Source organism: Micromonospora jinlongensis (assembly GCF_013410645.1).
GTDB lineage: Bacteria > Actinomycetota > Actinomycetes > Mycobacteriales > Micromonosporaceae > Micromonospora > Micromonospora zamorensis.
The window spans coordinates 5,132,620-5,147,041 of record NZ_JACCHK010000001.1 but is presented as its reverse complement, the minus strand read 5'-3'; the positions used below and the strand labels follow the sequence as shown (position 1 = coordinate 5,147,041).

Below are 14,422 nucleotides of genomic sequence, written 5' to 3'. Positions count from 1 at the left end.
GTCCCGCCGGTGGTCGCCAGCTCGACCGGGGTCAGGCCGGGGTGGTGGGCGGGCTGCCGGGGTCGAGGAACCGGCCGACGGTCAGCTGGAAGTCGCGCCAACCCGCGCGCTCCCCGGCCAACGCTCGCCGGCCGGAATCGGTGAGCTGGTATGTCCGTCGTTCCCTGCCGTTGACAGTGCTCCAGGTGCTCGCCACGTGCCCGGCGCGTTCCAGCCGGCGCAACGCCGGATAGATGGTGCCGGTGGGCAGATCCAGAGTGCCGTCGCTGCGCGCGCGCAACGCCTCGATAATGGCGTAGCCGTGCAGCGCGCCCTGTTCGAGAACGGCGAGCAGCAGAGCGTCGAGGTGGCCGTGCAACGCCTGGGCCTTCATACGTAGCTACGCTACTTGTCGAACGGCCGGTTCGCCAGCGCCCACCACCAGCAGGTCGAATCCGTGCGCCAGGCGGCCATCGGGGTGCGGGCATCGGTCACCCCGGGCCGCCGACTAGGGTATGTGCCCAGAGTCACTCGCCGGTCAGAGACCCCGGCGGGTGGGCAACCCGAAGCACACGGAGGTCAGCGTGGCCCGCCAGTCGCCCCAACGGCCCGACGCCGACGAGCCCGAGCTCGACGACACCACCGGCGCGGTCGAGCCAGATGAGACCGACGGCCCCTCGGCCTCGGTCGACCGTGCACTCTGGGACGAGCTGCGCATCGACCCGGTGGAGATCGCCCTGCCCGCCGGCACCGGCTTCACGCTGCGCGCATACCGGCCGGCCAGCTCGCTGACCCCGACCGACGTGACCGAGCGCGACCTGGACGACCCGTTCCTCGCCCGACGCCAGGTCATCGAGGAGGAAGAGGACGACGAGACCGTCGTCATCCTCGACGAGGACCTGGCCGAGGAGTTCGCCGACGACGAGGACGAGTCGAAGCGCCGCCGACGCGACGGCGCCGCCGACACCGACTCGGACGACGACGAGGCCGACGAGGACGCCACGGACGAGGCGGACGACGAGGAGGTGCCGGTCTTCCTCAGCCACCAGGGCAAGCTGCTGCTGTTCAAGACCCCCGAGTCGTTGGTCAGTTTCATCCGGTCCGGCGCGCCCAACGATCTGTCCCAACTGGACAGCTGGAATGAATTGTCCGAACGGGTGGAGCCCGCGGATATCGCGCCCCTCGACGAGGACACCTACGAGCTCGACCTCGTCGTGGAGAACCTGCGCGGCGGCCACGACTCCTGGGATTCGACCCTGCTGATCGAGGCCGGCGAGGTCGCGCGTGACCTCTCGTACGCATTGCGGCTGCCTGCGGTACTCGACATGCTCTCCGCCGGCTCCAGCCTCGACGACCTGGACGAGGCGCTGCGTGCCACCGCCAACGGTGGGATCGGCGCTTTCATGGGTCGGCGGCGGCTGAAGAAGATCGGTGCGCAGACCGCGAGTTTGGGTTGGCGCACCATTGTCGGCAAGATCTCTGCGGTGGTGGACTGGCGCGACTGACCCGCACCGGGGAGCATCAGTTGCTGGCAGAGGAAAGACCTGTCCCGGGAGGAGGACGACGCCGTGGCGCTCGTGCGCGTTTACTGCGGTCTGGCCTCGGCGGATCCGGCTGACCGACCGGCCTCCGCCGGTTCGACGCTGACGTCCGCTGTGGTCGACGACGCAGGCCGTCTGCTGCATGTCTGCGAGATCAGCGACGAGGCCGCTGGCTACGCCCAGCTCGTCGCGCTGCTCGTGGAGCGGTCGGGCGGGCCGAGCGGTGCGGCCATCGCCGCCGACAGCGACGACCACACGGTCATCTCGCTGTTGAGCGCTGCGGGTCGGCCCCTGGCGATCGCCGACGACGACTCGGTGGACGACTTCGCCGAGCGGTTCGCCGACGACGACTCCCTGGAGGAGATGCAGTCGCCTCCGGCCGAACGACGGGCCGTCGGCCTGGCCCGCGCGTTGCAGGCGGGCGCGCTCTCGGCGGTCACCCTGCCGGCACCCCGGGATCTCGCCGGCTACAAGCAGGTGCTCGCCGCGCACGCCGCGCTGGCCACCGGCCGGCACTCCGCCGCCGTGGCGCTGCGCGAGGTTCTGCGCGAGCTCTACCCGGCGGCCCTGCGTGCGTACCCGGACCCGGCCGAGCCGGTCTCGCTGGCCGTGCTGGACGCGCTGCCCGAGCCGGGCATGCTCGGCGGCACCGTCGCCCGGGGCCGCGAGGTGTCGGTCGCGGCGGACGCCATCGCCGCGCACCTCGCCGCCGACGGGGTGGCCGACGCCGACGAGATCAACGAGGCGGTCACCGCTCTGCGGGTCGCCATCTCGGAAACGCCGCGGCGCGCCGCGGTCAACCGGGCGCTCACCTCAGCGGTGGCCGAGACGGTCCGCCAGGCCGTCGCCTCGGTTCGGGCCTGCGACGCAGGCTGCGAGGCCCTGGTCAGTGCGCTCGGCTCACGGGTGACCGCGCCTGCCCAGGCACCCGGCCGCCGTGCCGCCGCCCGCCGTGGCGAGTCGGTCGGCGAGCTGAGCGGGCTGGCCGGCACCGGCACCCGCCGTGGCGAGCCAGCCGGTGAGCCGACCGGGCTGGCCGGCACCGGCGCCGGGCTGCGGTCGCTCCGGCCCACCCCGGCCGCCGACCCCGCACCCGCCGTCGGGCGACGCAGCCGCCCCGAGCCGATCCCCGGTAACGCGCCGCTCGCGTCGCCCCGCCCACTCGGGCCGCCCCCGGTCGCCCCGGCTCCGGTCACGCCGCCCCCGGTCGCGCCCGCGCCGATGGCCCCGGCCGCCATGGCCAAGCCGCCGTCGTCCACGTTCCCCGACCGCACCGACCCGGCGCCCAGCCGGATCGACGGTCCGACCAACCGACCGGTCTCCTCGCCGCCGCCCCCGCCGCCCGGGATCACCCCGATCGCACCGGCACAGCGCGGCATGGTGCCTCCGGCCGAGGCGGGCGAGCCGTTCCGGCCGACGCTGACCACCGCCGCGATCAACAACGCGCGGGCCGAACGGCAGCGGACGGTCATCCCGCCCCGCCCCAAGACGAACGGCGAGCCCCGGCCGAGTCACCTGCAACGTCCGGTGGACGAGCCACCCACGGGCGGGTTCAGCGCCACCGATCTCAGCATCCCGGTGCCGACTCCCCGTCCTGGTCAGGAGCCCGCCGCACCCCCCGGTTCCCGCGCCAACTGGCCGCTGGTCAACAACCCGGAGGACCCTGCCGACAGCTCGCCGAACAACCCGGTGGCCTCCCCGTACGGTGGCAGCCGCGGCATCGAGGCCCCGACCGACCCGGGTCGGGCCGACGGTCGGGTCACCCCGCCCTGGTTGGCGGACGACCTGCCGCAGGAGCCACCCATGCTGCGGCTGGTCGAGCCACCGCCACTTGCTGACCGGGCGCTGCGCGAGGGGCTCAACCCGCCTGCGGACGCGCACCTGGAGACGCCGCCGCTGCGGCTGGTCGACCGGGAGCTGGCCGCTCGCGGCGGCCGACCGGCCGCTCGGCCCGACCGTGCCGCCGAGCACCGTCCGCCGCCGCCGATGGAGCACCGGACGCCCTCGCTGGAGCCTCGCACGCCCTCGCTGGAGCAGCGGACGCCGCCGATGGAGCGCCGGACGCCGCCGTTGGAGCGCCGGACGCCGCCGGTCGAGCACCGTCCGCCACCGGTCGCCGACGAGGGTGACGGCGACCTGCTGATCTTCGCGCAGGCCAAGTCAGCCTGGTTCGTCGGCCAGGCTGAGGAGTCCGACCTGGACTGGTCGACCACGGCCGACACCGGCTGGCAGGCCGCAGAGCAGGCCGCCCGCCCCGCGGTCGGCGCCGAGACCAACGCCGGGCTGCCGAAGCGCGTGCCTCAGGCCAACCTGGTCCCTGGTTCCCCGCTGCGCGAGGAGCGCCCATTGCGGATAGTGCGCGATGCGGCAAGCCTCGCGGAGAACACCACCGGCTACTTCCGTGGTTGGCGTCGCGGCCAGGAGATCGGCGGTTTCGCGGTGGGCGGTCGACCCGGTCGCGAGGCGGCCGGTGGCTGGGACTTCAGCCGCGACCACGGCGACCGCGACGACGACCGGGAGTACGAGTACCGCTCCGCCGGTTACCAGTCCTGACCCTCGCTACACGCGACAGCGCCCTCAGTCAGCTGACTGAGGGCGCTGTCGCGTGTGGAGACGTGGCCCCTGGACGCGGCAACGCCGCCTCTCGAAGCCCTCAGCTCGAACGACCCAGGGTGCGGGGGCCGGTGGCTTCCGGGGCCTCAGGAGACGGCGTAGGGCGCGCGCCGACGTGGGCTGTCGGCGAGCAGGGTGCAACTCCCGGTGGCGGCCAGAGCCACCACCGGGGTGCGGCGTCCCGATCAGGCCGGGGCGACGGCGCGCGTACGGCGCATGGTGAGCACGTACTCGACCAGCGAGATCAGCACGTGCTTCGTCGACTCCCGGTTACGGGCGTCGCAGGCCACCACCGGCACATCGCTCGAGATCGCCAAGGCGTCCCGAACGTCCTGCGGGTCGTGGTACTGCATCCCGTCGAAGCAGTTGATCGCCACCAGGTACGGGAGGCGTCGGTGCTCGAAGAAGTCGATCGCCGCGAAGCAGTCGGCCAGCCGGCGAGTGTCCACCAGCACGACCGCGCCGATCGCACCCCGAACCAGTTCGTCCCACATGAACCAGAATCGGGTCTGACCCGGCGTACCGAACAGGTACAGGATCAGGTCACGGTCGATCGAGATCCGGCCGAAGTCCATGGCCACCGTGGTCGTCGTCTTGCCCGGCACCTGCCGGGTATCGTCGACGCCCACGCCGGCGGAGGTCATGATGGCCTCGGTGGTCAGCGGCGTGATCTCCGAGACCGAGCCGACCAGCGTCGTCTTACCGACGCCGAATCCACCGGCGATAACGATCTTCGCCGACGTCACGCGGCCGCTCGGGTTCGGCGGGCGGTGCGACATGTCAGAGCCTGCGAAGTCCACTCAGCACCCTCTCCAGCAGTTCAGTGCCCACCGCGTCGTCGGAGTCGTCCAGGATGGTCGGCTCGTGGACCGCGACCAGGCCGTCCGTCGCCATGTCGGCGATGAGCACCCGGGCCACACCGAGCGGGAGCTGCATCCGCGCCGCGATCTCCGCGAGCGATTGCACGCGTCCGTCACACAGCGCGGCGATGTACTGGTGTTCGCGGCCACCACCGTTGCCATTGGCAGCGGTGCGGCCGCGCACCGTCGTCTCGACGAGCGCCTCCAGCGCGATGTCGAGCCGGGGACGGGTACGGCCACGGGTCACGGCGTATGGACGGACCAACGCTCCGGTCGGTTCGTCACGATCGGCCATCTCGCCGCTCACCTCCTTCGTACCCGTTACCGGCTCCCACCGGTGAAGCCCGTCGTTGTCGTTGTTGCGTTCGTGCCGACCTCACGATCGGCGGCGAGGCGTCAGCCCAGCATGCCCGCAGCCGCACGCGGCTGCGGAGTCAGTGCGTCGCCCACCCGGTCGACCAGCAGCGCCATCTCGTAGCCGACCTGGCCCACGTCGGAGCTGCGGGCGGCCAGCACGGCGAAGGACGAGCCATCCGAGATGGACATCAGGAACAGGAAGCCATTGTCCATCTCCACGACGGTCTGCAACACCGCGCCTCCCTCGAAGCAGCGGGCTGCCCCCTGGGTCAGGCTGACCAGACCCGAGGAGATCGCGGCGAGCTGGTCGGCCCGATCGCGCGGCAGGTCCCGTGACGACGCCAGGAGGAGGCCGTCGGCCGAGACGGCGACCGCATGAGCGACACCGGGCACCCGGTCGGCGAAGTTGGCCAGCAGCCAACCAAGATCCTGCGTAGTTGTCATCCTTCTTGCTCCTTCTGCCCGCTCCCGGCCACCGGGCCTGAGCCAGACTGCGAGGATTGCCCTCCCGGAGTTGCCTCCGGGCTGGTCGGGTTGTCCGAGGTGCTACGCCCTCGCTGCACGCCCCGGTGGTAGGCGGAGAGCAGGCCACGGACCGCCTCCGGGGAGCGCCGCTGGACCGAGGTGGTGGGCTTCTCCACCGCGCCCGGCACCAACTGCGCCATCGGCTTGCGCTTCGGCAGGCCGGTCGTGGTGGTCTCGCTCACCGGCACCGCGCCGGCCGCCGCCGAGGCAGCACGCCAGCCGTCGTCGGCAGCGGTCTGCCAGCCGTTGGACTGCGGTTGGGGCCGGCGGTTCGGCAGGCTCTCAGCGAGGCTCGGGCGACCGCCCTCGTTCGCTGTGGAGCCGTTGTCCCGCGGCGCTCCTCCGGCCGTCGGAGTGTCTGCCATCGGTGTGTTACCTGTCGTCCCGGGTGGTGTCTTGTGGACTGCCCGACCGGTGGCCTCGACCGTAGCGAACTGCTGGGTCGCGGTGTCGCCGTTCGTCGCCGGCTGCGCGCCGGGTGCCGCCTCCTCCGAACCCGGACGGCGGGTACGGAACCAAGCCGACTCGAGCTCCCGGAAGATCGGCAGCTCCATCGTCTCGTCCGCGTACCGCTGGCGGTTCTGCGCCTGCGGTTGCTGCGGTGCCGGCCGACTCTGCGGAGCCGGAGCCGGAGCCGGAGCAGGAGCCGAGGGCCGAGGCGGAGGCTGGGCTGCTGCGGCCGGCTGTTCGCCGGGTCGCGGGACCCGCGGCAGCTCCGTCGTCATGTCCAGGGCTGCGGCGAGCCGCTCGGGCACCGGCGGCGCCGAAGCGTCGCGGTCGCCACCCGGCACCGGCGGCCAGGCCGGCGGCGCGGGGGTGCTGGGCGCCTGCGCGGGCGGGGCCGACCGGGGCGCGAACCCGGCGAACGACTGGCTGGAGGCGGGCGGCACCGAGTAGGGCTGACCCGAATACGGCTGGCCGGACGCCGGCGAGGCCGACACGGGCGACGCGGACACCGGCGGACCGGCGTACGGCTGCCCGGAGGCCGGGGCCGCGGACACCGGCGGACCGCCGTACGGCGCACCCGAGTAGGGCTGCCCGGAGTACGGCTGGCCGGAGGCCGGCGAGGCGGAGACCGGCGCGCCGGAGTAGGGCTGAGCGGAGACCGGCGGCGCCGAGTACGGGTGTGCCTCGGGGCTGCTGGGCAGCTGCCGTGGAATCGACGGCTGCTGGCCGGAGGTCGGGCTGTCGTCTCCGGCGCGACGCTGCGGCAGCGGGTCGATCGGCTGGCCGTTGGCGGGCCGCGGGGTGAACCCGTCACCACCGTTGACGCCGTTCGTCCCGGCTGCGCCGGTCAGGTCGGACCAGGCCGGCATCGAGCGGTAGCCACCGGTGTTGGCGGGGGTGCCGGCACCGTTGCGCGAGGCGGGCTCGAACGGCCGACCGCCGAGGGTGACCTGGTTGCCGGACTCGCTCGGACGAGGGCCGTTGCCCAGCGCTGGCAGCGCGCCGAAGGCCGGTGCGGGCCCGTTCTGCTGAGGGCCGCCAGCCGAGGGCAGGGCCGGGGGCTGCTGCACCCGACCGGAGAGCGCCCGGGGCACCAGCACCGAGGTAGGCAGGGTCACGTCCGCGACGGTGCCACGGTCGGAGCCGGGGCGCAGCTCCACCCGGACGCCGTGCCGGGACGCCAGTCGGGCGACCACGACCAGGCCCATCATCCGGGAGACGGCGACGTCCACCTGCGGCGGCGTCGCGAGCCGCTCGTTGAGGTCGTGCAACTGCTCGGCGCTGATGCCGATGCCGCGGTCCTCGACGTAGAGCGAGGCGCGGTCGCCGACCCGACGGGCCTCGACCATCACCTGCGAGTCGGGCGGAGAGAACGCGGTGGCGTTGTCGAACAGCTCGGCGACGAGGTGCACCAGGTCGTTGACCGCGTGCGCGGCGACCTCGATGTCGCGGTCGATGACGCCGAACTCGATCCGGGTGTAGTGCTCGACCTCGGACTGCGCGGCGCGCAGCACGTCGATGAGCGCGGCCGGCTCACGTTGCACACGGGTGGAGTCGGCACCGGCGAGCACCAGCAGGTTCTCGTCGTTGCGGCGCATCCGGGTGGCCAGGTGGTCGAGCTGGAACAGCTCGGCCAGCCGGTCCGGGTCCTCCTCGCCGCGCTCCAGCCGGTCGAGGTGCCCGATGAGGCGGTCGACCAGGATCTGTGAACGGCGGGCCAGGTTGACGAACATGGTCGCGACGGAGGCGCGCAGTGCCGCCTGCTCGGCGGCCGTACGGACGGCTTCCAGGTGGACGGCGTTGAACGCCTCGGTCACCTGGCCGAACTCGTCCCGGCTGCGGACCGGCAGTGGCTCGGCGATCTGGTTGGCCAGCTGCACCGGGGAGAGCTGCCCGACGACCTGCGGGTCACGCAGTCGGGCAACCGCCTGGGGTAGGCCGTACTGGGCGACGGAGAGCGCACCCTGCCGCAGCTCACGAAGTGAACGGGCCATGGAGCGGGCGACCAGGTACGCGAAGAGGATGGCCAGCAACAGCATGCTGAGCAGCAGGCCGGTCTCCAGGAAGACCTGGCGCTGCACGTCCGAGCGGAGGCTGTTGGCCTCGTCGACCACTTCGCCGTCGAGCTTGGTCTCGACGTTGCGGATCAGCTTGGCGTTGGCCGTCATGGCGGCTTCCCACTGGTCCGGCCCGAACGGCGCGTTTTTCATGTCGCCGGTGGTGTTGCCGTCGATCCAGCCGGTGTAGTTCTGTGCCTCCCGGCGGTCGCCGCCCGCGACCGTCTGGTCGTGGAACTTCGCGTCGTCCGGGGTGGCGACGGCCTTGAAACTCTGCAGCGCCTGCTGCTGGCCGGTGCCGCTGGCGATGTAGTCGGTGCGCAGCGCCGGAGTGAGGCGCTTGCCGCCCTTCACGCCCAGCGCGCGGTGCACGACGACCCGGCGTGCGGCGAGGAACTCCTTCTCGCGGGCGACCGCCGCGGCGGCGCGCATCCGGTCGCTGAGTTCGTTGTTGCCGGCGAGCTGCGTGGCCGAGTCGCGGATGGCGAGCAGGTCACTGATCAGACCCTCGTACGCCTGCACGGTCTCGGTGAGCGCGAGCTTGCCGTTGAACACCTGGCTGCGGATGCCCGACAGGTCCTGCAGGTTCTGGTCGATGCCGTCGAGCAGACCTTCCAGGCTGCTCGGCAGGTCCTCGACCTCGGCACGCTGCTGCCGGTAGGGGGCCGCCTCGCGGTCCACCCGGGAGGTCACCCGGTTGTAGGCCTCCTGGTACTGCGCCGTCGGCTGCGTCCCGTCCGCCCCCAGCAGCAGCACGGCGGCGGTCCGCTCGTCCTGCAGACTGTCGACCAGGCTGCCTGAATAGCTCGACAGGTTGGCCAGGTCGCCGGCTCGGTTGGCATTGTTGAGCGTCTCCACGTGGTCGACAAGACCACTGGTGCCCACCACGACCGTGGCGATGGTCGGCACGATCATGATGAGACCGAGCTTGGACCAGATCGGCATGTCCCGGAGCCGGCTGGCCGGCCGGCGCAGCCGCGACAGGAAGGAGCCCGCCGTCTTTGGCCGTTTGCTCACAACACCGCCCTCGCGATTACAGCTTCAACGCGTTGCCCCGGGCAACGCCCAGCGACCGACCCGGCGGGTCGGACCCCCGAGATTCCATCACGCCGGTCGGCAAGAAGAAAGCCCAGGTTGTCACCGGCCGAAGGTGTGATGAGATGTTGATGCGATTTGATAGCAGTCCGTCTGGCCGGAGTAACTGAAGGTAATGGAACATCCGCACCGCGTTGTCCTGCTCGCCGGTCCTTCCGGCTCCGGAAAGTCGTACATAGCGCAGCAAACCGGTTTACCGGTGCTCTGTCTGGACGACTTCTACAAAGACGGCGATGACCCTACGTTGCCGCGCCGAAACGGCCAGGTGGATTGGGAATCCCCGCAGTCCTGGGATGCCCCCACCGCTGTGGAAATCATTGCCCGACTTGCTCGGGAAGGCCGCGCCGATGTGCCGGTTTATGCGATCGGCGCAGACCGACGGGTGGCCACCCGGACATTTGATGTCGCCGGATCGCCACTTTTCGTGGCCGAAGGGATCTTCGCCGCCGAGATCGTCGAGGAATGCCGTCGCCGTGGGCTGCTCGCCGGGGCGTACGCGTTGCGCCGACCGCGCGGGGCGACCTTCCTGCGCCGGCTCGCCCGGGACCTGTCCGAGCAGCGCAAGGCCCCCCGGGTGCTGGTCCGGCGCGGCGTGGCGCTGCTCCGGGCCGAGCCCGCGATCCTGCGCCGACAGACCGGGTTGGGCGCGGAGGCGGCCCGCGCCAGGGAGGTGCTGCGCCGGGTGGCCGGCCTGCTCGCCGGCCACCCGCACGGCTGATGGTCAGGCCATCAGCTTGGCGTACGCCGGCTTGATCACCTCGTCGATGATCCGCAGTCGCTCGTCGAACGGGATGAAGGCGCTCTTCATCGCGTTGATGGTGAACCACTGCAACTCTTTCCAGCCGTAGCCGAACGTCTCCACCAACAGCGACATCTCCCGTGACATGGAGGTGCCGCTCATCAGCCGGTTGTCGGTGTTGACCGTGGCACGGAAGCGCAGGTCGCGCAGCAGGCCGATCGGGTGGTCCGCGATGGAGGCCACCGCGCCGGTCTGCACGTTCGACGAGGGGCACAGCTCCAGGGGGATCCGCTTGTCCCGGACGTACGCGGCCAGCCGGCCGAGCGTGCCGTCCGGGGCGATGTCGTCGACGATCCGCACCCCGTGGCCGAGCCGGTCCGCTCCGCACCACTGGATCGCCTGCCAGATCGACGGCAGACCGAATGCCTCACCCGCGTGGATGGTGAAGTGGAAGTTCTCCCGTTGCAGGTACTCGAAGGCGTCCAGGTGGCGGGTGGGCGGGAAGCCCGCCTCGGCGCCGGCGATGTCGAAACCGACCACCCCGGCGTCCCGATGGCGCACGGCCAGCTCGGCGATCTCCTGGGAGCGGGCGGCGTGCCGCATCGCCGTGAGCAGGGTGCCCACCCGGATGCTCAGGCCCGCCTCGACGGCCTGGGCGGTGCCCTCGGCGAACCCGGCCAGCACCGCCTCGACCACCTCGTCCAGGCTGAGATCCTGCTCCAGGTGCTGCTCGGGGGCGAAGCGCACCTCGGCGTAGACCACCCCGTCGGCGGCCAGGTCCAGGGCACACTCACGGGCCACCCGCCGCAGCGCCGGCGCGGTCTGCATGACCGCCACCGTGTGCGCGAACGTTTCGAGGTAGCGCTCCAGGGAGCCGGAGTCGGCCGCGTCCGCGAACCAGCGTCCGAGCGCGTCGGGATCGGTGGCGGGCAACTCGTGGCCCACCTCCGCGGCCAGGTCGACGATCGTCGCCGGCCGCAGCCCGCCGTCGAGGTGGTCGTGCAGCAGGGCCTTCGGAACCTTGACGATGTCCTCGTACCGGATAGTTGCGACCATGCTCAGACCCTAGTCAGCACCCCCGGCGGACCGGGACAGGGCCGCCGGGTGTCACGGCCTCCGATCCGGTGCACGCCTAGACTGAGCGGATGGAGTGCGCCTGACGTGGACCCCCGCATCCTCGACCGGCTGCGCTGCCCGGTCTGCGGCGAACACCTGGGGCAGGCCACCGACACGAGCGCGCTGCGCTGCCCGCGCCGGCACAGCTTCGACATCGCGCGCCAGGGCTACGTCAACCTGCTCACCGGTCGGGCACCGCACGTCGGCGACACCCCCGAAATGGTCGCGGCCCGCGCGGACTTCCAGGCCGCCGGGCACTACGACGTCATCTCGGCCGCTCTCGCCGCTGCCGCGACGGAGGCGGTGGCCCGGCTCGAACCGTCGGTGTCCGACGTCGGGGCGTACCCCCTGGTGGTGGATGCCGGCGCCGGCACCGGCCGGTACCTCGGCGCGGTGCTGGCGGCGTTGCCGGACGCCGTGGGTCTGGCCCTGGACGTGTCCAAGCCAGCGCTGCGCCGCGCCGCCCGCGCGCATCCCCGGGCCGCCGCGGCGCTCGCCGACACCTGGCAGCGGCTGCCCGTGGCGGACGCCTCGACGGCCGTGCTGCTGAACGTCTTCGCCCCGCGCAACGGCGCCGAGTTCCACAGGGTGCTCGACCCGGCCGGGACGCTGCTGGTGGTCACGCCCGACACCGACCACCTCGCCGAGTTGGTGGACGCCCTCGACCTGCTGCGGGTGGACCCGGACAAGGCGGACCGGGTGACCGGCAGCCTGGGCGGGCACTTCACCCCGGTCAGCTCGGCGGTGCACCGGGCGGAGCTGGCCCTGACCCGCCCGGAGGCCGCCAGCCTGGTCGGGATGGGCCCGAGCGCCTGGCACACCGACCCGGGCGCCCTCGCCGACCGGCTGGCCGCCCTGTCCGAGCCGGTTCGGGTGACCGTCGCGGTCCGGGTGGACGCGTACCGGCCCCGCTGACCTCAGGTGGAGAGGTCGACCTCTTCCCAGCCGGGGGGCTCGTCGTGGTACGGCCCGCGCAGGATCACCGCCCACTCCAGAGCCCAGCGCCGCTGCCCGATCGCGTTCGCGTCGACCAGGCCCGGTGCCCTCCGACCGTCGCGCTCGGTCTCCAGGTACGCCCAGTCCAGGCAGTAGTGCAGGTCGAGCAGGGCGGCCGCGTCCGCCGGGTGCTGTGGCGCAGTGAGGATCCGCGAGCGCCAGTGCGGAAAGGTCTCCCCCTCGGCGATGTGCGGCAGCCGCTCGACCAGCCGCTCGTCCACGGCCAGGGTGGGGTCGAGCTGCTTGCTCAGCCCGAGCACCCAGGCCAGCGCGAACAGCGCGTCGTGGTGCAGCACGAACGAACGGTGGTCACCCTTGCCGCCCATCACGAACTGCCATTCCGGCGGGGTGACCATCTCGACCAGGTGTGAGCCGAGCAGCCAGCTCATCGCCGCCTGCGGGGGCATCCCGAAGCAGCGGGCGAGGATCAGATGCAGCACCGCGATCCGCGCCTCGATCTCCGCCGTGGGGCGCAGTTCGATCCGGTCGCCCGGCTCCCAGACGAGGGGAAACTGGGCCGGCGGCAACGGCAGGCCGAGCCGGGACAACTCGTCCAGGCTCGCCTCGCGCACCTCACGTGGGTCCGGGGCAGCAACGGTCACGGCGGATCTTCCTGTCTGCTCGCGCCGGCGCAAGGCCGGTTGTCCCCCCTTGGCCTGCGACAATAGCGCTCCCAGGTGACCGACACCACGCCGCCCCGACCCGGGCTCGATCAGCCGATGCGCTCGATGACCAGCGGCGTCGTCGCGGGGGCGGTCGGCGCGATCCGTACCGCGTCGGCGGCCTCGGCCAACGCCGCCGGGATTCGCGTCGCGTCCTCGGCGCGCAACTCGTAGAGGGCGTCACCGGCCCGCACCGCGTCACCCGGCCGCTTGTGCAGGACCACACCGGCCGGCACGCTGACCGGGTCCTCCTTGCGGGCCCGGCCCGCGCCGAGCCGCCACGCCGCAACCCCCATGGCGTACGCGTCGACGGCCGCGACGTGTCCGTCCCGCTCGGCACGGACGACCTCGACCTCGCGGGCCTCGGGCATCGGCGCGTCCGGGTCGCCGCCCTGCGCCCGGATCATCGCCCGCCAGGAGTCCATCGCCCGGCCGTCGCGCAACGCCGCCGCCGGGTCGGCGTCCGGCAGGCCCGCGGCATCGAGCATCTCCCGGGCCAGGGCGAGGGTCAGCTCCACCACGTCGGCCGGGCCGCCACCGGCCAGCACCTCGACCGACTCGGTCACCTCGACGGCGTTGCCGATCGCCAGCCCGAGCGGGGTGGACATGTCGGTGAGCAGGGCGACCGTCCGGACGCCGTGCGCACCGCCCAACTCGACCATGGTGCGCGCCAGCTCGCGGGCCTGGTCCACGGACTTCATGAAGGCACCCGAGCCGACCTTGACGTCGAGGACCAGAGCGCCGGTGCCCTCGGCGATCTTCTTGCTCATGATCGAGCTGGCGATCAGCGGGATCGCCTCCACGGTGCCGGTCACGTCGCGCAGCGCGTACAGCTTGCGGTCGGCGGGAGCGAGCCCGGTGCCGGCCGCGCAGATCACCGCGCCGACCTCGTCCAGCTGGGTGATGAACTCTTCGTTGCTCACCGTGGCCCGCCAGCCCGGGATGGACTCCAGCTTGTCCAGCGTGCCGCCGGTGTGCCCGAGACCTCGGCCGCTCAACTGCGGTACGGCAGCGCCGCACGCCGCCACCAGAGGGGTGAGCGGCAGAGTGATCTTGTCGCCGACGCCGCCGGTGGAGTGCTTGTCGACAGTCGGTCGGCGTACCGCCGAGAGGTCCAGCCGCTCACCGCTGGCGATCATCGCGGCGGTCCACCGGGCGATCTCCGGCCCGGTCATGCCGTTGAGCAGGATCGCCATCGCCAGCGCGGACATCTGCTCGTCGGCGACAACCCCCCGGGTGTACGCGTCGACCACCCAGTCGATCTGCGCGTCCGACAGCACCCCGCCATCCCGCTTGACCCGAATGACGTCAACAGCAGCAAAACCACTACTCATCAGAAGATCTTTTCTAGTCGAATGCGGCACCGACGCACGGCCGGTTACCACGACGAGGCCGGGGCCGACCGTGCCCGGCGGAGGGATCAAGCCTGACCGCC

General features: G+C 72.3%; 12 protein-coding genes. 4 read left to right on the top strand and 8 right to left on the bottom strand.

Going from position 1 to position 14,422, the window contains the following annotated elements; genetic code table 11:
• Positions 1-31: 31 nt before the first annotated feature.
• Positions 32-373: a PadR family transcriptional regulator gene (locus tag HNR22_RS23145; protein WP_179782099.1), complete on the bottom strand. Its 342-nt coding sequence runs from the start codon at positions 371-373 to the stop codon at positions 32-34.
• A 160-nt stretch (positions 374-533) separates the two neighbouring features.
• On the opposite strand from HNR22_RS23145, the gene HNR22_RS23140 reads away from it, so the two are divergent.
• Both HNR22_RS23140 and HNR22_RS23135 read left to right on the top strand, forming a co-directional pair.
• Positions 534-1,484: a DNA primase gene (locus tag HNR22_RS23140; RefSeq protein WP_179782098.1), complete on the top strand. Its 951-nt coding sequence runs from the start codon at positions 534-536 to the stop codon at positions 1,482-1,484.
• Positions 1,485-1,523: 39 nt separating this feature from the next.
• Entirely contained in the window at positions 1,524-4,073 is a 2,550-nt protein-coding gene (locus HNR22_RS23135) for a transposase (protein WP_179783687.1), read from the top strand.
• A 245-nt stretch (positions 4,074-4,318) separates the two neighbouring features.
• Here HNR22_RS23135 and HNR22_RS23130 read toward each other — a convergent pair whose 3' ends face one another.
• The 4 genes from HNR22_RS23130 to HNR22_RS23115 all read right to left on the bottom strand — a co-directional run bounded on the left by HNR22_RS23130 (position 4,319) and on the right by HNR22_RS23115 (position 9,396).
• Positions 4,319-4,912: a GTP-binding protein gene (locus HNR22_RS23130; protein WP_007455465.1), complete on the bottom strand. Its 594-nt coding sequence runs from the start codon at positions 4,910-4,912 to the stop codon at positions 4,319-4,321.
• A 1-nt stretch (position 4,913) separates the two neighbouring features.
• Complete coding sequence (locus HNR22_RS23125; RefSeq protein WP_124820399.1) at positions 4,914-5,288, bottom strand: DUF742 domain-containing protein; 375 nt, start codon at positions 5,286-5,288, stop codon at positions 4,914-4,916.
• A gap of 101 nt (positions 5,289-5,389) precedes the next feature.
• On the bottom strand, positions 5,390-5,794 hold the full coding sequence (locus HNR22_RS23120) for a roadblock/LC7 domain-containing protein (RefSeq protein WP_030329023.1): 405 nt from the start codon (positions 5,792-5,794) through the stop codon (positions 5,390-5,392).
• A complete protein-coding gene (locus HNR22_RS23115; protein ID WP_179782097.1) occupies positions 5,791-9,396 on the bottom strand; it encodes a nitrate- and nitrite sensing domain-containing protein in 3,606 nt (1,201 codons plus the stop codon). Before HNR22_RS23115 ends, HNR22_RS23120 begins: the two co-directional genes overlap by 4 nt.
• A 502-nt stretch (positions 9,397-9,898) precedes the next feature.
• Between HNR22_RS23115 and HNR22_RS31480 the strand changes: the two genes are divergently transcribed.
• On the top strand, positions 9,899-10,192 hold the full coding sequence (locus HNR22_RS31480; RefSeq protein WP_231927210.1) for a hypothetical protein: 294 nt from the start codon (positions 9,899-9,901) through the stop codon (positions 10,190-10,192).
• A 3-nt stretch (positions 10,193-10,195) separates the two neighbouring features.
• Here HNR22_RS31480 and HNR22_RS23105 read toward each other — a convergent pair whose 3' ends face one another.
• Positions 10,196-11,269, bottom strand: a complete 1,074-nt coding sequence (locus HNR22_RS23105; RefSeq protein ID WP_179782096.1) for an adenosine deaminase — start codon at positions 11,267-11,269, stop codon at positions 10,196-10,198.
• A 105-nt stretch (positions 11,270-11,374) separates the two neighbouring features.
• Here HNR22_RS23105 and HNR22_RS23100 point away from each other — a divergent pair, with 105 nt between their 5' ends.
• Complete coding sequence (locus HNR22_RS23100; protein ID WP_179782095.1) at positions 11,375-12,244, top strand: putative RNA methyltransferase; 870 nt, start codon at positions 11,375-11,377, stop codon at positions 12,242-12,244.
• A 2-nt stretch (positions 12,245-12,246) separates the two neighbouring features.
• Here the strand turns inward: HNR22_RS23100 and HNR22_RS23095 are convergent, their stop codons facing one another.
• Together HNR22_RS23095 and HNR22_RS23090 are read right to left on the bottom strand one after the other, a co-directional pair.
• Positions 12,247-12,927 (bottom strand): DUF4272 domain-containing protein, encoded by a 681-nt coding sequence (locus HNR22_RS23095; RefSeq protein ID WP_099850418.1) that lies wholly within the window; start codon positions 12,925-12,927, stop codon positions 12,247-12,249.
• Between the two features lie 110 nt (positions 12,928-13,037).
• A complete protein-coding gene (locus HNR22_RS23090) occupies positions 13,038-14,321 on the bottom strand; it encodes a thymidine phosphorylase (protein WP_179782094.1) in 1,284 nt (427 codons plus the stop codon).
• Positions 14,322-14,422 lie beyond the last annotated feature (101 nt).